The sequence below is a fragment of the Butyrivibrio sp. MC2013 genome (assembly GCF_000424585.1).
Classification (GTDB): domain Bacteria; phylum Bacillota; class Clostridia; order Lachnospirales; family Lachnospiraceae; genus Butyrivibrio.
Genome location: NZ_AUKE01000004.1, coordinates 1 through 19,701 on the forward strand (window position 1 = coordinate 1; position 19,701 = coordinate 19,701).

Annotated in this window: 15 protein-coding genes; all 15 read right to left on the reverse strand. The window is 39.7% G+C overall.

Annotated elements, in window-relative coordinates; translation table 11 throughout:
- A partial coding sequence (gene tnpA / locus G636_RS0101570; protein ID WP_026506589.1) for an IS200/IS605 family transposase occupies positions 1-325 on the reverse strand: 325 nt, incomplete at its 3' end.
- 76 nt (positions 326-401) lie between these two features.
- The gene (locus G636_RS0101575; protein WP_035778505.1) at positions 402-1,793 is read right to left on the reverse strand and encodes an MFS transporter; all 1,392 of its coding nucleotides are present in this window, start codon (positions 1,791-1,793) and stop codon (positions 402-404) included.
- Between the two features lie 185 nt (positions 1,794-1,978).
- The gene (locus tag G636_RS0101580; RefSeq protein WP_026506591.1) at positions 1,979-2,683 is read right to left on the reverse strand and encodes a hypothetical protein; all 705 of its coding nucleotides are present in this window, start codon (positions 2,681-2,683) and stop codon (positions 1,979-1,981) included.
- 90 nt (positions 2,684-2,773) lie between these two features.
- Entirely contained in the window at positions 2,774-3,097 is a 324-nt protein-coding gene (locus tag G636_RS0101585; protein WP_155832287.1) for a hypothetical protein, read from the reverse strand.
- 35 nt (positions 3,098-3,132) lie between these two features.
- Positions 3,133-4,071: a hypothetical protein gene (locus G636_RS0101590; RefSeq protein ID WP_026506593.1), complete on the reverse strand. Its 939-nt coding sequence runs from the start codon at positions 4,069-4,071 to the stop codon at positions 3,133-3,135.
- 387 nt (positions 4,072-4,458) lie between these two features.
- Positions 4,459-4,914 (reverse strand): GNAT family N-acetyltransferase, encoded by a 456-nt coding sequence (locus G636_RS0101595; RefSeq protein ID WP_026506594.1) that lies wholly within the window; start codon positions 4,912-4,914, stop codon positions 4,459-4,461.
- Positions 4,915-4,948: 34 nt separating this feature from the next.
- Entirely contained in the window at positions 4,949-5,326 is a 378-nt protein-coding gene (locus tag G636_RS0101600) for a hypothetical protein (protein WP_026506595.1), read from the reverse strand.
- A gap of 68 nt (positions 5,327-5,394) precedes the next feature.
- Complete coding sequence (locus G636_RS0101605) at positions 5,395-5,883, reverse strand: hypothetical protein (RefSeq protein ID WP_026506596.1); 489 nt, start codon at positions 5,881-5,883, stop codon at positions 5,395-5,397.
- A gap of 115 nt (positions 5,884-5,998) precedes the next feature.
- On the reverse strand, positions 5,999-6,400 hold the full coding sequence (locus G636_RS0101610) for a hypothetical protein (RefSeq protein ID WP_196803004.1): 402 nt from the start codon (positions 6,398-6,400) through the stop codon (positions 5,999-6,001).
- A complete protein-coding gene (locus G636_RS0101615; RefSeq protein ID WP_026506598.1) occupies positions 6,400-6,966 on the reverse strand; it encodes an imm11 family protein in 567 nt (188 codons plus the stop codon). Before G636_RS0101615 ends, G636_RS0101610 begins: the two co-directional genes overlap by 1 nt.
- An 11-nt stretch (positions 6,967-6,977) precedes the next feature.
- On the reverse strand, positions 6,978-7,775 hold the full coding sequence (locus tag G636_RS19205; protein ID WP_051226385.1) for a polymorphic toxin-type HINT domain-containing protein: 798 nt from the start codon (positions 7,773-7,775) through the stop codon (positions 6,978-6,980).
- 140 nt (positions 7,776-7,915) lie between these two features.
- A complete protein-coding gene (locus tag G636_RS0101625) occupies positions 7,916-9,046 on the reverse strand; it encodes an immunity 26/phosphotriesterase HocA family protein (RefSeq protein WP_081668218.1) in 1,131 nt (376 codons plus the stop codon).
- 83 nt (positions 9,047-9,129) lie between these two features.
- The gene (locus G636_RS0101630) at positions 9,130-17,721 is read right to left on the reverse strand and encodes a polymorphic toxin-type HINT domain-containing protein (RefSeq protein ID WP_026506600.1); all 8,592 of its coding nucleotides are present in this window, start codon (positions 17,719-17,721) and stop codon (positions 9,130-9,132) included.
- 22 nt (positions 17,722-17,743) lie between these two features.
- Complete coding sequence (locus G636_RS19210) at positions 17,744-19,384, reverse strand: Ig-like domain-containing protein (RefSeq protein ID WP_026506601.1); 1,641 nt, start codon at positions 19,382-19,384, stop codon at positions 17,744-17,746.
- Between the two features lie 167 nt (positions 19,385-19,551).
- A complete protein-coding gene (locus G636_RS20965) occupies positions 19,552-19,680 on the reverse strand; it encodes a hypothetical protein (protein ID WP_256379601.1) in 129 nt (42 codons plus the stop codon).
- Positions 19,681-19,701 lie beyond the last annotated feature (21 nt).

The window sequence follows — 19,701 nt, forward strand, 5'->3', positions numbered from 1 at the left end:
TCCACAATTCCCCTTTCCATAGTTTGGATTTTATTTCAGGGAACTGTTCAAAAAGCTTTCTTCCTGTAATGCCCTTAAGGTACTTTACAATAGTTGTGACCGATAACTTTGGTGGTGCAGTAACAAAGCAGTGGACATGATCCATTTCGCCACATTCAAAAAGCTGAACAGTGAACCCCTTCTCATCAGCAATTTGATTGATAAGCTGTTTTAGATACGTTTCAACTTCATTATTGAGTATCTTACGCCGATATTTGACAGACCATACCACATGGTAGTTGATATTGCACACAGAAGTGCGGTAATGTATTAGATTTTCTTTCATACACATAGTATAGCACAAATACAAGAAAAAGCAAACATACATTCGTTGTATGCTTGTTTTTTCTTTTGACCTTTTTTTATAGCGCTTTCATCTCGGCAATTGAATTACCGAGGATTCCCGCTTGATGTCCTAAACCTGCTGATACTTTCTCATCTTTTATTCCAAGTGAACCTTCCTCAATCTCCATCTGTGGCTTTACAAAGACTAAGATTGCAAGAATAGCTATCGCAAAAATTACGCATAAAACAAGAATTACTTCTGTGCTGATCTTAGTTATGACTGCGCTTAAAAGAAGTGATCCCACAGGCATACATGCTGTTCCGCAAGCGCCCATTACTGCTGCTGCTCTTGCAATATATTTGGGATCAGCATTTTTCATAAACTGGATGTTGATCGTACCGCCTATAATTGAAGCTGCCACCATCATGATAAAAAATGATGCTGCTACGTCCACATAACAAGCAATATTATTTCCAACAAAGACTCCGCCGAGGGCAATACCAAGCATTCCTGCTCCGAGAAGTGATGTTCCAAGCATGATCATCTTAAGCGGAGATAGTTTCTGTGAAAGAATAGGTACAAGTGCGGATCCGGCAATACCTCCGATTGCAGCAAATACACCTGCAATACTAAGGATTTCTCCGCCCATCTTGAATATCTCTCCGGCAATTGGTGCCTGAAGTGCATTTATAGGAATGAGCATGAAGTTAAGGGCAACTGCAAGTAAGCCATAATTGCAGATAACTCGTGAACTTGCCACATATCTAAATCCATCCAGAAAGAATTCAATTTTACTCTGTTCTTTGTTCTCTGTTTCTCCAGCCTCGGATGTTGTCTTGGATGCTTCATTCCGTGCTACTTCGGTAACTTTTGCTCTCCCAGCCTTCATTGCACTGATAAGCACCGCTGCAACTGCAAAAGTTACTACATCAATCATCATTGCTGCAAAAACGCCTGCAGTTGCAATGATCACGCCGGCAGCACCTGTACCTGCCAGTGATGCCGCACCCCCAAGCATGGAATTAAGACTCATTCCGCAGGTCATATGCTCTTTCTTGACCACCTGGATTGTAAATGCTGAAGTTGCAGGAAGATTAAAGGATTCCACTGTCGTGATGACCAAAGTGAAGATTGCCATAACCAGTGCATTCACCAGGCCTGCTCTATATAGAAGTGCAAACAATGTAATAATTACTGCCCTAAGAAGATGTGTTGCTATAATCACATGCTTCTTGTTCATCTTCTCAACAATAGCTCCGGCAAAAGGCTGTACCACCACGTTTGGAAGTGTATTAAGTGCAAAAACTATTGCTGACCATGCTGCGCTGTGTGTGATCTGATAAACCAGCCATGTAAAAGCGATTGCATCTACAGAATCGCCAAATCGGTTGATAACCGTAGCAAAAATCAGCTTTCTATATTCACGTTCCTTAAAGATTTCCCCATACATTTTCTTGTTCTGTTCCATATCTGAAGCCTCCATACTTGTTTTCATGACTTCATTCTACATGGAACTTACACAAATCATAATACACTTATTGTACTAGTTATAAAAGAAAAACTTTCCATTACGGAAAGTTTTTCTTTTGCCCACTGGTATGAGGTAAGTGATATATTTAACTGTAAGTTAAAGTGTGTGATAGTACTATTGCATCATCCCAACAAACTTGAATTATCAACATGTTTTCTTATTATTTCTGTAATCTCCTTGGATAGCATAATTGTCTCTTCTTCAACGTCCTCTTTTACCGGAATAAAGTAATTACTATCTGGAATAACAAAATCAAATGCCTCCAAGAAATCTTCAGATGGAAGCTTGCCAGTAATTGTCTTTGTAAGGACCATTGAAACAAGGTAGTCGCCAACAGCTGAGGCATGTTCTCCGTCTCTAAAGTACAGATCTGATTCAAGGCATGCAAGGTCCTTCATAGTTGCACTCCACACTTCTCCGATTGGAGCAAGCAACACGTCCTGACTTTTTGCAAGATTCTGATATCTGCGGTTCATTTCAACTTGATTCTCTGGTTTTTTCTTCTCTGCCCAAGTTTCGAAGATGACTGGTTTAGTGCCGGCAATTTTACACAATTCTATGATCTTACTGGCGTTTGTTATAGTATCCTGCTCATCTCCCATTGGATGAGCCTGTTCCTGAATTACGCAATAGTCGTAACCGCCATGCAGTATATTAAATCGCTCAGAGAAGTACTCTTCTTCCATATGCCATTTTAGGGATCTCCCAGAATACGCCAACATAGTGACCAGGCAAGGCTGACCAGTGGCACTCTCAATCATCCGTCTTGTGAGCTCCGGCATGTCATTCATATATGTGTGGCTGTTTCCGATAAAAAGTACCTTCATTGTCTCCTCCGCTAGTAAATTATTCAGTAACCGTCCTTAAGATCAGTCTTTCCGTTTCTATCCTTCTTTCCATAATTTCTATCTCCCTGTCTACTTTTTTCTTACGCACCATATGACATTTTTAGCCGATCCATCGCCGGATTCTTTTCTGTATCCACCATACACATTTACGATCTCATAGCCCGTCAGTTCCAGCAGATACTTCATTTCCTGACGATATGTCTGGCGCATTTTCAGCGGACGTACTCTTTCATCTATGACATTGCCATAGTCGTCCAGCGTTTCAAACTTCCAGTTGCCGCTCATGATCTGCGTATAAGGATCATAGGAGATCGCATTATACAATTTCTCGCATTTTCCGTCCTTATTCACATATTCCAAGCGGAAGGAATAATCCGTATCCTTCGTGTTCATTTGCTGAGCCTGAAAAACAGGGTGCGGATCAAAGGTTAATTGCACCTGCTCAAAGATGAACCTCCTCTGTAGGTGTCACCATATTCTTCCTCTTTCCACGTCTCATAATATTCCAGCACATCTTTATCGCTTTCAGCGGTCTTTAATGTATATTGGATCCCGGCTGATGTTTCAGCCTGCACAATATATTTCCCGGGCGAAGTTTCCTCCAAGTAAGAAATTTCATCTGCATGGTCCACAATAAAGTCAGCATCTTTCATATGTCCGTAGTTTATCTGAAGACCCTCAAACTGAACATAGTATTCCGGCTGTAATTCCCCATCCATCTCATATCCTATGGAAGCTGTCTGCCATGTACCTGAAAGCACGTCTTTCTGATTCTCCGAAGCCATGTCTTTTCTTTCCATGTTAAATTCCATATGCCCGGTATCATATCCGCAGTCAATGGGAACGGTCTTGTTCTCAATACTATTATCTGACTGGACCGGATAAGTAAAGTAAAGTCTGTCACCTTCCCACTCAAACTCCGGCTTATCTTCTGCCTTTGCTGTATAAGCCCAGGCCTCATATGAATAATTGACATTATCCTGTGTTCCGTCTATGGTATCATTCAGGATTATTCCATAGCAACCTGCTTCTTTACTGATGATACCCAGTGCCTTATATCTTCCTGTTGGATCCAGCGCCAGGGAAACAACAGCATCTGTTTCTCCCATAAGGTCAATTGCAGTCCCCCATTCCTGATCATCTGATCCGCATTCTCCAAGTATCCTGTCAATCACCATATAGTATTCATCACCATCAATCGGATCCGAATATCTGAACCCTTCGCTGCCGGAAGAAGGTGCTAGATAAATTGAAGTCGGTCCATCTGCGCCACCTATTATCGTAATGTTATCATCTTTCTTTTCCCCACATCCTGATGCGCTCACCACAAGAGCTAACATCAAGACGGTAACTACTGCCTTTTTCATATACTTATTACTCCTCAATCTAGTCCTAATAAAAGCTTTTTTCTCCGTATTATATTTTTTGGTAACACAAAAAGGAGACTGGACCAATATCCAATCTCCTAATTCACAAATATATATTCAGAAATATAACTATTACATTATCTGTCTGATACATTACCTTCTGTCAACCCCCGGGAAGCTATATTACAAACACTATCGTATAATATACAAATAGTAATATCAAATGAGTTAAACTCGCAAACGCTTCGCTTTTTGCTCGTTATAAAATCACTGCTGACGCAGTTCTACGGGTACGGGGCTTATAACCCCGCACCCGTAATCAAGATATTCCCACCACCTAAAGGTGGTGGGTTATCTTGATTATTTTATATATTCCGATATAGCTTGCTATCCTTTTGTTAATACCATACACTCTGTCGAATTAGTAAATCCCATTTTTTCATATAGTGGTCTTCCCAATGTAGTAGCATCGAGACTAATCTCTGTAGCACCTTTTTCCCACGTCTTCTCAATCAGCAATTCAACCATTTTACGGGCAATCCCCTTACGACGATATTTGCTTTTTGTATAGACATTCATCAGATGAGCTCGCTTCCCCGTGGGATGTTCAAATGTAGGCATTATCCTAATAAAACTCATTGATGCACAACCGATAACCACATCATCATCCATAGCAAGAACAGTCAGATGGTCTCCATTTAAAAAGTAATCACGACTCTCATTTATTATTTCTTCAGAGTACTTGTAATCTTCAGGCAGATCATTGACGACCTTAAGCATTTCAAGACGACTGCTCATCAGTTCATTTATATTATCTTTTGTTGTAATTTTAATATCTATCATTTTTTCCTACTATTCATCTTCTTTTTGAATTAATTCACGCCGTCTTTTCAGCTCTAGCTCCAGCATATCTTTCTTTAATTGTCTTCACAAAATACCTGTTATATGCAAAGGCCTTAAAATGAAAGGATCCTCCCTGCCATTTAAATCTGAGATTCGCAAGGACAGGAATATCATTACCCTTAATCTCTTCCATCTCAGACATAGGAATATCATACAACAGATCCTTGATCCTGCCATTTATGCCCGCATATTCTGCATCCCATATAAGGAATCTATCCTTATTGATTCCGAAACATACAAGGCCATATGCTCCATCCGGAAGCCTCACAGCATCAGCATAGCTGAACTTCCTGTCATCGTCCAGCATTCCCTTACCATAAAGCTCTTCTACCTGTTCCTTAACACTACTCATTGTTTTCCTCCAGATTTCATAGATAATATATATCCTCATGATAAAAAGAATCTCTTATCATAAAAGAATCACTCTGTAACTGCCTCACAGTAAGTAAATGACTCCACAACTTTCCCTATTTCATAGACTTTGATATCAACAGTTTTCTCGCCGTTACTACTGTATCTTTTTTGGATATCATCTAAATATTTCGATAATGTAAAGAAGAATACAGACTCTGCCCCAGTCGCAGTTTTTGCTGCTTCTTTTTCATGAACAACAAGCTCATAAACAAGGTTGCCTTCCCGGCCTCTATATGTTGAAATCGGAATCATATCTATTCCCAATGACAAAGAAGGTAATGCAGATAAAAGCTCAGCTTTCTTGTCTTCAGCAGCCTGTTTTGATGCAAACATTCCTATTGTTTCCGTATGATCCCCAAGTTTGCTATACAGTCTTGAAAGTCTGAATTCATTTCCGTTAGAAAAATGTTTTTTTACCCTTCTGAACACGACTATTACCACAAATGCACTTATAAGCCATGTATTATTTGTGATTAACTCTGCTATAGTATTCATTTGATGTCTCTCCACTATGTCCTTATATTCAATCTTTCTAGATAAATCTATAGCCAATAATATGAGAGGCCTTTTATTCTGCCCCTCATATTATTGCCAAATTATCACAACAAATTTATTTCATATACAATATTTCGATATCACCATCTACAAAGCCTGTTCCAACGGCCGTTAATCCCTTTAAAGAACTGGCATATTTTCCTTTCTCGAGATATTCCTTGATAATTCCAATCACGTTCCCAAGAACAGCTTCCCATTCTTCATCTGACTCCATTGTAAACAGGTTCTCTCGAGAGCCAAAGTCGGTAATTTCATCACATGCCCAATCCTCATCTTCTTCATCAAATGATCCTGTGCCCACTATTTCGATCGACCAGTTATTTCCTGTTTCTTCGTAGATATTAAAGTTAACAGCAACAACCTCTTGCGGAATCCCTTTCTCTAAATAGCCATTTAACCATTCTTCAAATAGCATATACATCAAACCAAACCTCCTTTTGTTTCTTTGTGTTTTCATCAAATTACATCAATTTTTTTAAACGAAAAGCCTGTTAGTTTTTCTTGCTCTATAATACTTTTTATCTTTTCAGAACAAAACATTGCAACAGAATGTTCTTTTAGTCTAAATAAATCGTAATTCTGGATTATATTCTCATTTAGAACATATTTCCATATAGCATATATTTTTTTATCACCATCCTTTAATACACCATAACCAGATTTTTCAAAGTTAATTGCTCCCTCCAATACATGAAGAATATTAACAATATACCCCATTGTATTGGAACCATCTTTACCATTTCTTATAACAATCGGCAAAAACTGTACCCCTGTATATAACTCTTGCTTTAGCACGTGATAACACCTTGATGAAATAATAAACCAATCACGTTTATTATTAATAAAATCAGTAATAATGTTCCCCTCGCCAGGATCATATGTGTATATAAGTTTTCCTTTTTTCGGTATATACGTTCCTCTATGAAAATCATGCAAATCATATAATGACTGATCACTCAATTCCGTACAAAAAATAGCATCTTTACTTCTTGAATATGAATAATCCATATCATAATAAATCATAGCTGATCCCCTTATTTAGGTGTGTACATGATTCCAGGAGTATTTTTAACTATTGTCTTCAAATTTTCAAACAGCCTCAAAAACTCGTCTATATTTCCTGCAGCTTCTGCATCAATCAGTTTCAAATGCCTAAGCATAAAATTATGATAAAAATCTGTATGTCTTCCAATATGATTTGTCATCGCTTCAATATTCCATGATGCATCATTCAAATCCAAACCATATTTATCTGTAATCTCCATAAATTTTGATGTGAATTTTTTGCTCTTATTGCTAAGAAAATGATGATCCTGGGTATCTAATTTTGTCTTGGAAGCACACATATTATGCACCAGCACATTTGTGCTGCCCACAAAATACGTGTGGTAGTTATCAACAGCAAAGTTGTAGACGGGGACTGCATCTCTAAGGTGCTGCCAGCGCTTGTTTAGAAGGTGGATCTCATTACCTTCGTTGTCAACAAGTGTTGTGCCTACGGTAAGCTTTTCTGCAGTAACAAAGCCCGTGTCCTTTACATAGAAGGGATGAGCAGGAGTTGTTACTATCTCCTCTGTTTCAGCCTTCTTGCCATCTTTGCTGTCCTTGCTAATGGTCAGATGTATGAGGTCATTAGTATCATTCTCATAGGTCTCCCATACCATCTGGTAAGTAACATCACCTGTTTCTGGATCTTCTGACAGGACCAGGTCACCGGGACTGATGTCCTCTATGGGCACCATGCCGTCTATAGTCGCCACAAGGGTCTCTGCTACAAAGCAGTGCTTCGACGTCATGCCTCCCGTGATAAATCCTGTTATGGCTCCTGACATAAAGCCGTCACATGCACCGTCTACCGCTGCTTGCTTTGTCTTTTCAAGGTCACCTCCGCTGGTAACAAAGGTGATACCTGCATTAACTGCAGCTCCCGATACCGCACCTGTGACCGTACACGCTACACAGTATTAGATTATCAAGAACAGTTAAGTGCTATAATATCTTCCTTAGTCAATCCAAATGTATTCAAAACCTCATCCAAATCTTTTTGGTTTACAGGATCCCTAAGATCTATTTTATATGAATTCTTTCTTTTATTATCCCAAAAAGGTTCGTTGGAATCCATCCTGATACACGAAGCAATTACAGACATATTAACAGTAGGCTCAAACCCAATAGTATTATTAATATATTTGCTAGTATCTACCACCGCTTTTGACAGATCACATTCTCTGTATACTTTTCCACAGGAAAAACATATTTTATCTCTATCAATTGCCGATAGGTTTCTTCCGTACATTATAGGATATTCATTTGTGGACTGCGATGATAAGTTGCCAATAATATCAAAATCACCATAATACAGAACATTATCCATAATATATTCAGACGGACACTCTTTGTATTTTACAATTTGTTCCGGAGTAAGGAATGCATTTTCTGTTATAATACGAAAAATCGATACACAGAGAGGCTTACCCATCAATATATCCCAAAACTCACCTCCGCTCTTCTTCCACCTGAAAACATCTAATAATACCCTTCCATATCCATACATTCTTCTGTTATATCGAAAGCGAAAAAAATCTCCTTCTTTGTATCTATGATGACTTCTGGATTCGTTTCCCCAAACAGCTATTTCATCTAAATCGTGTTTAGTCGTTTCTGTGACCCATTTATCTACAAACTCTTCCGGAACGTATCTAATACCATCTCTTTCACTACTGTAATATGTTTTTTGCGAATCATAGTTTCCTATACAGATATCCGCAAGTCCGTTTTCGAGTATATTACATCGAAAATATATGCCTTTGGGTTTACACATGAATATATTATTATGATTTAGTTTTCTGATTTTTGCCTTGGATGAAGCGGGCTCTATCGTTGTATAAGTCTCGTTTGTACGCATGACGAGAGAACCTTCATAGTAATTGCCGTTATCATAAATTGAAATCACCTTTTTCAAAACATTCTTATCAAAAAACAGATAATCAATTCCCAAAGCTCCCTCTTTACGTGAAACAATAGGGATTTCTATTTTCGTCCAGGCATCATCTATTATCTCAAGTCCAAAATATTTTCTGTAATTATTTTTGATCATCATCATTTACACTCCACAAAATGTAGGTGTTTCTATACAAATGAAACATGTATATAACACCTACAATCAATGAAAATAAAGTAGTATTTTTATTTCGATTTAGCAATATATTTAGCAGCCCATTCCATTGCTTGATAATAGTATTTATTATCTGGCGAGATACTATTAATTATATTGCGTAAATTTGGCCCCTCTGGCATTTCTATAAAGAATTGTTCTATTGCTCTTGCTTGATTCCTTGTCAATTTAGGAAATCTTACTTTGAGTTCATTAAATGGTTTTCCACTTCGTAAGTGTTGATATAATCTGTTTTGTATAGGTTGTTTGGTTATTCCTGTATAAGTCGCGTTACCACCTTCCATCCCGTGATACACCGAATTATTTGCCTCACCTTTATTCAACCAAGTATTAAATTCTTCTTCGCTAGCACAAAAATTATGCACCAGCACATTTGTGCTGCCCACAAAATACGTGTGGTAGTTATCAACCGCAAAGTTGTAGACGGGAACTGCATCTCTAAGGTGCTGCCAGCGCTTATTCTGAAGGTGGATCTCATTACCTTCGTTATCTACAAGAGTCGTACCAACTTCCAGCTTTTCAGCTGTAACAAAGCCTGTATCCTTTACATAGAAGGGATGAGCAGGAGTTGTTACTATCTCCTCTGTTTCAGCCTTCTTGCCATCTTTGCTGTCCTTACTGATAGTCAGGTGTATGAGGTCATTTGTATCATTCTCATAGATCTCCCATACCATCTGGTAGGTGACATCACCTGTTTTGGGGTCTTCTGACAGGACCAGGTCACCTGGACTGATGTCCTCTATGGGCACCATGCCGTCTATGGTTGCCACCAGGGTGCCTGCTACAAAGCAGTGCTTCGACGTCATGCCTCCCGTGATAAATCCCGTTATAGCTCCTGACATAAAGCCGTCACATGCACCGTCTACCGCAGCTTGCTTAGTTTTTTCCAGGTCGCCTCCGCTGGTAACAAAGGTGATACCTGCATTAACTGCAGCTCCGGATACTGCACCTGATGCTGCTCCTGCAATAGAGCCTTCAAGAGCTCCCATTGCGAAGCATGCAAGGCCTCCCGTCGCACCTGCTGTAGCTACTGTCAGTACTGCAGCCACTCCGATCACAGCAAGTCCTACTGCTACCTTCTGTTTATTGGTAAGTGTAGGCCAGCATCCTGTAGCATCGATCTTATTTACAGGATCATTGTCACAGTATGCATAGAGATTGTAGCCTGTTACATCATCTGATACTCCTGCTATCTGACTATCAGCACTGATAAACCTATGGGTTTCAGGATCATAATACCTGGCATTCAGGTAATAGAAACCCGTCTCAGAATCATAGTAATAGCTTCTGTAACGGAGAGGATTCCTATTCAGGATATTGTCAGTATCTGTCACTTTAGAATTAGGAGTGATCGATACAATATTTCCCCAGAGGTCATACTCATAATTGCCTACAAGCTTAGAATCTGAGCAGCGGTATATTCCAATGATATCTCCCTGACCATTTCTGGTATAGAAGTATCTGTTCTCCTTGGAATATTTACCGTTTGCATCCTTGGTCTTATAGCCGATCTCTGTTACTATGCCGTCTGAATCATAGTAGAAGTTTATCCTGTCACTATCAGTCTCTTCAGCGATCAGCATACCATTATTGTAGAAGTATACTGTCCGCTTACCAGTTTCTGCGCCCTTATCCTTTACTTCCTTGCTCAGGCGGACACCGTCTGTGTAGTAGGAATAGCTGATATCCTTGTCGGTATCAGAGATACTGGTCAGGCTGTCGTTGACAGCATTCCAGGACATAGCCTTGCCCATATAATTTATGGGATTGCCACATACGTCATAGGTGATCTCTTTGCCGTTAAAGGACTTTAGCTGATCCTTCCATACGCTGTCGTATGTATAGCTGTTGGTTGTTTCTTCACCTTCAAAAATGTTATACTTGGTTTCTTTGAGAATATTTCCGCCTTCGTCATATTCATAGGAAAGTTCAATCCTTGTTCCATCAGCATAATGCTCTCTGGCTCTCCACACTTCGCCAAAAGCATTATACTCATAGACACGTCCTATTTCAGGATACAGGAAGTACCCATCCTCACGAGGATTTGCCTTTGGCTTCTTGGCAGACTGGTCAATGACACATATATTCCCTCTGTCATCATAATCATATACAAAGGTAGATTCAGTATTATAATTACCGCTTGTACCCGTCCCCAGCTTATTTACATAGCTGCGCACCTTAGTCTGAGTACCCTTATAGGACTTGCTGCTCGCCTTACCTCCGGTATAGGCTATTATGTTAAGGAGCTTTGCATCATCTTTCGCCGAAGATGTAGGAGCATATATTGTCTTGGTATTACGCCTTAGATCATCATACTTGTAGTCCTTAAAGCTGCCTGCCGGAAGCTGAGCCTTGGTGATATTTCCATCCTTGGCATAGCTATAATTATATTTCGCAAGCTTATCCGCATCACCTTCCTTATATTCAAGAGCTATCTGCTGAGCAAGGCCCATAGTATTGTAGGTATACTGCATACGGCTTGAGTAATCAAAGCCGTAGGTATTTCCTTCCACCCTGGTGCGGCTGATCTTGCCAGCCAGGTTGTAGTCATACTCAGTATCTATACCACATAATCCGTCAGTAAACGAAGCTACCCTGCCATCATTATAGTATTTATAGCTGTCTGTAAACTTCTCACCGTCAGCAGTCTCTATGATCTGATCTGTGATATTGCCATACTCATCATAATCCATATATGACCTTGTACCGTCAGCATAGCTTGTGGACTTCAGGCTGCCATTATTAGGATTATAATCACTCTTCTCTACCACAGTTCCGGCAACTGACTTAGTAATTATATTACCAAAATCATCATAAGTATAGCTGTATTCAAAGCCGTTATGATTTATACTCTTAAGGTCTTCCAGAGCACCATATTCATATGATACAGACCTTGATTCTTCATTTGACTTCCTTGTAACACCTGATATATTGTCTGATTCATCGTACTCATATACCAGCTCATTACTGGTCTGCAACGGTGCTTCCGGATTGGTGATTATATATTTTATAACATCATTCGCAATAGGGTATGTTTTTTCAGAGCCCAAAAACTCATATCTGTTTTTCGATTCTCTAACAAAGATAATGTGTCCCGCATTATATACAGGCTCTTTACTTTCCAGCATCAGTCCCGACTTTTCATCGTAACTATAGCTGGTTACACTGCCTGCAGTATCTATTGTGCTCTTTAGATAATTACCATTATCCGTATAGGTATTTCTGGTATATAACTGCAGTGGTGTATCTTTAGCATTGCCATTTTCGTCCTTAGTAATCTCCTTATTTATTCTCTGCGCCACCACATTTCCGTATTTATCATAGGTCAGATGAGTATTTGGGCCATAGTTTTTAGCCACCTTACTGTTTTTACCTGCCTTATTATACGAATATGTTTCAGTAACACCTCCGGGAGATGTAACAGTCTTTACCCTGTTATAGGAATCATATGTAGTAGATGTGCTATTCTCTATGCTCGCTTTGGAAATAGCATGACCTTCTTTATCATATTTCTTGGTACCTACATTCACCCTGGACAGCTGGAGGCCGTCAATATAGAGGTCTCCTGCATTCTTATTAAAGGATATTGTGAGCTTTGTATCTTTCCACTGGTGAGCCGGCATTATCATGGAGAAGTACTTCCAGCCGCTGCTATATTCATTTATTTTGAGCTTACTGGATAAAGTATCATGAACTGCACTTACCGACAGCTCACGTCCTTTTCTCACAGGTGTGCTGGTCGTCCTGATCCATCCGGAGAGGACATAAGAGCTTGTAGCATCTCCAAGCTGAAGTGTAGTAGTAAGAGTCTTATCTTTACCGGGAATGCCGTTTATATGGTAGCTCCTGCCGCCATCTATTCCTTCTCCTACTATTCCATCAGGAAGAGCCTGATCTCCTGTCCTCTTCCAGCTATAAGGAAGGCCTTCACTTGCAAGCTCGAAATCACCATCCTCCAGGATGTTATAATCATTTGCCACATCACCTTTTTCAAGCTGTACACAGTCATAGACGATATTATGGGAGACGTCAGTGCCGTCGGAAAATACTTCCAGAGCTACTGTCACATCCTGCTTTAGAGGATTATCAAAGGTAAGCTTTATCCTATCCCAGCCATCATTAAACTGGCTCAGTGTCTTATCCGTTATCTCTTCGCTCTTATACTCATTTCCAGCTGCATCTGTTACCTTGATATAAGCCTTGGTCCCTGTAGCCTTAGGATTATATACATAGGCTGAGAGGGTATAAGTCCCTGCTTCCAGATCCTTCTTTAGTTGTCTTACGCCTCCTGTCTTATTCTTTAGATTTTTGAGAGCAAATACTGCTGATCTTGCTCCAATATAGGGAGTTGTTTTGCCGTATTTACTTACAGCATTAGCAGTAGAGCTTCCGTCAGTGATATATGCTTCCCAGCTCTTGTCATCATTTTCAAAGCTGTGGTTCTGAAGAAGGTTAAATGTCTGCCTGCCGGTGACCGCATAATCTTTGATCTTATATCTAAGGCCGTTATCCTCTTCCGAAGTAGAATCAGCAGCAGGCGCAGATGATGCCACAGTTGTAGAGTGATCATGTGCCACTGTTCCCTTTTCCAGATGGATGGTATCAAAATAGCACTTGGTACCATTTTCCGCATACAGTCCCAGACTTATTTCCTGCTGAGTTTTCAGTTCAAAGCTGCCATATACCCTGACCCATTTACCGTCATCTGCGGAGGATTTGTACTCTATCTTTTTGGTGTCATAGTCATTATCATAGGCAAAGGCTGTAAACTTTGCATTTTTCTCATCACTTACAACCTTTATCCTAAAGGAAACGGCATAGGTGCCTGCATCCAGTTTTAGCTTCTGCCTCACCAGCACAAAGTCATCTTCAGGAGCGGACAATTTTAAGCTTTTAGAATAGAGATACTTATCCTGACCGGTGATCTCTGCTCTTGATTTATCTTCTGTTATGATCTCCCAAGAATCCATGTCTGATTCAAAATCAGGATTCTTTATAAGGTTTTCATATTTGGCTGTAGCCTGATCGTCATAGTCAGTCCTTGCAGTATTCACCACACCATTATCAGCGTAGGTCTGTGACTGTGCTCCAAGGACTTCCACAGAATCAGCACGTTTTGAATATTTGGTGATGAGTCTTCCCTTTTCATCAAAGACATAGGTATTTAGGATATCATCAGAATTCCCAAATATATCATCCTGTCCTGAGAAACGAAATACGTTACAATCATTATCACCGTATTCTATGGTATAAGTCTGACCCTTATTATCTCCTGACCATTCACTGACCTTTGACACTCTGTCATCAGCATAATCAAAGGAAAGCTTATAGCCGCTGTCATCCTGCATAGCTGTCAGGTTATCATCTTCATCATATGTATAAAGAGCACTCTTGCCATTTGCAAAGACTATACTTGTAAGTCTGCCTTTGTCATCATAGCTGTATGTATTTACAGCATCATCCCTTGTGGGATCAGATATAGTGCTTACTCTGCCTTCAGCATCATAGCTAACCACAGACTTAAGACCTACAGCATCCATCACAGATACAATTCGCTCATCATGCAGGTCTATACCGGATGCAGTACTACGAGCACTCTTAAGAACCTTAAGCTCTGAGCTGGTGGTTTTTGTAAGAGTATCCATGTCGTAGGAATTACTAAAGAGCTTATTTAGTTTTTCCCTAACCTGGTATACCTTTTGGCCAACCCTGTAATCAGACCTTGCATAAGGATCAGAGAGCAGTTCGTTCATCAGCTCCTGGATTCTGTTTACATTTTCAGTCTTTTTAGTTTCTATTTGCTCATTAGTACTCTTGATCTTTGTATAATCATATATTGCCTGTAGACAGCTGACTGCTTCGTTATATTTGTCTATAGGATACTTGTCCCCAGTGTTTTCATGTCCAATAGTCAGGTTATTAGCTACAGTAACGATTGTTTTGTCATTTTTGTCTTTGGCATTCTTACCATTTTCAAAATGATTAGAGTCAGAGATCCTGGCAAGACGACCTGCCTTATCAAAATACTTGACCTTGCTGGCGCTCTTATCTATAAGCTTTAGAGGATATTTGCTCTTTAGCTTCTTGTCAGTAACAGGAACTATATATAGCTTAAGGCCGTCTTCATCCGCTGCAGCAGGATAAAGTACAGAATCCTTAGGGGTTTTGCTTGCGGTCGTCTTTTCCCCGTTCTCTATATATGTTACACTTTTCGCCTTGAAATAATGCTTAGTGCCGTCTTCGTCTGTATAGAGATAAGGATAGGTATTAACATCTACAAGACCGGTTGGTATCTCTATACGCTCATCATAGCTCAAATGCCAGGCATCCTCCGGTGCAAAGCCTGCATTATATACATGCTGGATATTAAAGGGCATCCTTAGGCCGTTTGTACTCACGTCTGTATTAACTACAGTAAGTGCACCTGAATAGTCATTTATATAACCTATACCGGATGTTCCGGCAGCCACCTTATGATTTTCAAAATAGGATTCCAGACCTGTGAAGTTCTTAAAGCTTATCTTCAGATAAGGCTTACCCTTATCAGCAGAAAGTCTTACTGTTTCCTTGGATTTCCAGTTAGAATTTTCATCATAGGCCATGACGCCTATTCCGTAGTTAGGGCATTTGCCACTGTACCACTGCCTTGCCAGCCTGGTGATATTAAAGTATCCACCGGGAACATCATAATCTATAAGGTTCTTCTTGGCTTCATCAGGATCAAGAGGCATTGGCTGGCTATCCCAGCTATTGATAGTACAATTATCTCCATCCTTATATATCCAGTCCTCATCCAGTCTGACTATAGCCAGATATTTATCAGAACTAGAGCTGCCTGTTCCGCTGAGGTCAAGCTGAGCATCTGTTACTACACAGCCTTTCTCGATATCAGGAAGCTCAAATTTGATAAAGGATCTGTAGATAGCGCCATTTTCATTTCCCACATAAAGAGATTTATTTTTGGCGCCTTTGTTGTTTATACAGCCGCTATCGATAGCAAGATTATTTTTTACCCTTTTGATAATAGGATCGATTGATACCGGATAAGATGCGGCCGAGAGCCAGTTGTTATCTGCAGTAATGGTCAGATAGAAGTAGTCTCCATCAGCATTTTCTGTAACGCCGTCTATGGATGCACCTGAGGAAGTGCTATTTCTATCATCTATTTTATTGTCAGATACAGTCGATGAAGACTCTTCATTACTATCTTCCAGACTATTGTCCGAAACTGTACGGCTGCCACCGTTTATTTCACCTGTAATATCATCTGATTCGTCATACTTTCCAACGTCAGCTGCCTCTGCTATGCTATACCATACATCAACAGACTCTTTACCTTTTGCATCTGTCATAAACGGAGCGGGGAAATAATAGACCACTTCTCCAGATTCTTCATCATATAGCTCTACTTCATTAGAAGAAAGGAGCCTGGCCTTAAGGCCCTTAAGCGCTATCTTAAAAGAAAAGCTGTTACCACTTTCCTTATTGTCCAGGATAATGTTTTCTTTTACACCGGTGCCAGTTGGAGCATACTCAAGCTTTACTCCGTTTTCATATCCATCATAAGTAATAGTGGACCTCTTGATGATATGTCCGTATTCTTCTAAGGCTTCCTGATCATAGTCTTCATCCTCTACACTGACATCAAGGTCTGAAGGGATATAATCATCGTCATAGTAATAGTCATAATCATCATTATCGTCGTAGTCTGCATGATCTTCGTCGTCAGGATCGTTTTCAAATGATCCGTCTTCACTGTCATCCTCGTCAGGATCATAATCCTCATCAGAAGATCCGTATTCACTGTCATCATCATCGTTATACGATTCTTCTTCGCTGTCCGTATCTTCGTCTGATGATCCATCTTCACTGTCATTATCTTCGAGTAATCCGTCTTCATCATCAGATGCAGGATCATCGAAAGCTAGTTCATCATTACTTTGAAAAACTACTGCGCTATCAGCTTCAAACTTATGATCAAGCTCTGAATAATCTGATTCCAACACATCATCTTTTTCATCAATAGTATTGTCATCTTTATCAGTTTCTGCCCTATCTTCATCGTTATTAGCTTTTACCTCTTCTGATATCTTATCAAAATCATCAGAATCACGAGTTATCAATCCTCTTTCAAGGTACTCCCAACCAATCTCATATTCATCCTCTTCAAAGTGGACTTTTCCCTGGCTTTCCTCATTATCAGTAAATGTTACATGATAGCTGTTATCAGCGTTCTCATAGCCTTCGTCTGTTTCCACAAGAGAATTATCTATCTCTACGAAGCTGCCATCTTCACTTTCATAGTGGACAGGTTCGGAATAAACGACGATACTTTTTGAATCATCGCTCATCTGATATTCTTTGATATATTCATCCCTGCCCTCAACTATCTCACTGACTATGCTTGCTTTTTCGCTCTCACCTACTGAGAGGTTTTCTTCCTCATCTTCTGGAGCAGTCCCATTAGTTACAGCAGCTGCCTCATTATTACTAGCAGTAGCATCTCCACCGCTTCCTGCAGCATAGGCGTTTGTATGAACTGCCCCTGTTAAAACAACGAGAGTCAGTATCATACTTAAGATTCTGTTTGCTCTTTTTCCCATTATCTTGTCCTCATTCTGATAATCAGTTATAAACCTTCAGATTCCATTTTCTGGTAAAACCTGAGCCATCCTTTGCCTTTACAGTTAAATACAGATTTTTGTCCGTACATTTAGCTTTTGGGATTATTGTGATATATCCGTTTTCATAGCTTACATCAAGGTACTTAGTCAGACTGGATGTAACCTTCAGATCCGGTGTAACACATTTATTTAATGCATTACCACCATCCGGCTCGTTATAAATGACAGGTAAAACTTGAGGGCCATTTGATAAATAGAATTTAAAACTGTATGAGTTTTTTTCAGACTCATACGCCTTGGAGTACGGCATAAAGCCAACTGAGATGTTCTTGATGCTGCACACACCTATAAGTTCTATAGATGCACTTGCTCCGCTCCCATCTATTGCCTTAGCAGTTATCGTTACAGGTGTATAGGAATCTGCTTTCATTGTTACTACGCCATTTTTCACTGTCGCAACTGTACTATTACTGGAAGACCAGCTAACTTTTTTAGCAGAGTCCGTAACCTTCCCGAACGCCTGAAGAACTGTCTTTGACAGTTCGAGTGTCTTTCCCTTGGCGACATATTTTGTCCTGCCTGATGGAATAGATATTTTAATTCCAGATACAGGATTTACCACATTTACATAAAAAGATGTACTATAATCTGCCTTATTATCTGAATTACGTGCGCCATCTATTGCTTTTACAGTTATCTTTACTTTACCATCGCCATTTCCTGTAGTTCGAATATTACCGTCCTCGTCTACTGTCACAATTTTTGTATTTGCACTTGTGATCACGTAGGGCCGTTTATTATAATCTCCTTTATTATCTAAAACTGCCTTCACATCCACTTTTGCTGTTGTTCTCGCGTTAAAATTACCTTCACATTTAAAAAGCTTGATTGTATTGCCATTAATTTTGGATCCACCCTTATATATCTCTAAAGAAGATACATATGAAGGATTAATTGTTACAATCATATCCGCCTTAATACTACTATCAGTTTTCGAAACCGCAGTAACTGTGCATTCAGTCAAAGTGCAATTTGATTTAACTGACAATACCCCGCCTGAACTAATGGTAAGATACTTATTCGACGGTGATACAGACCAATTAACATTTTTAGTCTTATTCCCGTTTGCATAGTATGCCTCGTAAGTTCTGCTCTTACCTTTACCAATAACATCGCTTCCTTTAACAGAGATTGTGTTTTGTGTTTCAACAGCAGTACCCTGTCCGCCGAAGAGATCAGTCCTATTTCCGTAATCATAAAAGTCGTATAAACTTTCATTATCATCTAGAGAATATTCATCGCTCACATCGAATTCATCCGTTTCTTCCGAATCTTCTTCCTCTTCGTAATCTTCACTATCTTCGACTTCTTCCATGTCATCTTCTTCGCTGGATTCTCCTTCTTCCAACTCCTCTGTTTCTTCCAGGTCTTCTGTTTCTTCGATAGCTTCGGTATCTTCTAATTCATCATCATCTATCGATTCATTTGTATCCTCTAAATCCTCGGCTTCATCCTCTACATATTCATCTGACGGGACCGATAAAGCACTTGTCGCCCCCTGTACCTCACTCGCTAACGCTCCGTTTGCCAATGTCGCAAATATCGACACTGCAAGCATTAGTCCCAATAATTTTCTTTTCATACTCTGTCCTCCTAGTAGAATTGTTTGTAGTCCTGAAGGCCCGATAGAATCAGCTCAATCTACATTTCCAGACATGCCCCGTTAATGCTTCTTATTTCCCCTCAAAAATAAGCACGCAAAAAAGAGACCTAAAACACACCCCATCAAATACTGATGAGATCAGTGTATTAAGTCTCTTCTAAATCCCAATAATATAAGACAGAAAGAATTACAAGAATATGCTGTCTGTCTGTCTGTCTGTCTGTCTGTCTGTCTGTCTGTCTGTCAACGATGTCTGAAGCATTACTATCTGTCAACCCCCAAAATATGTTACATCA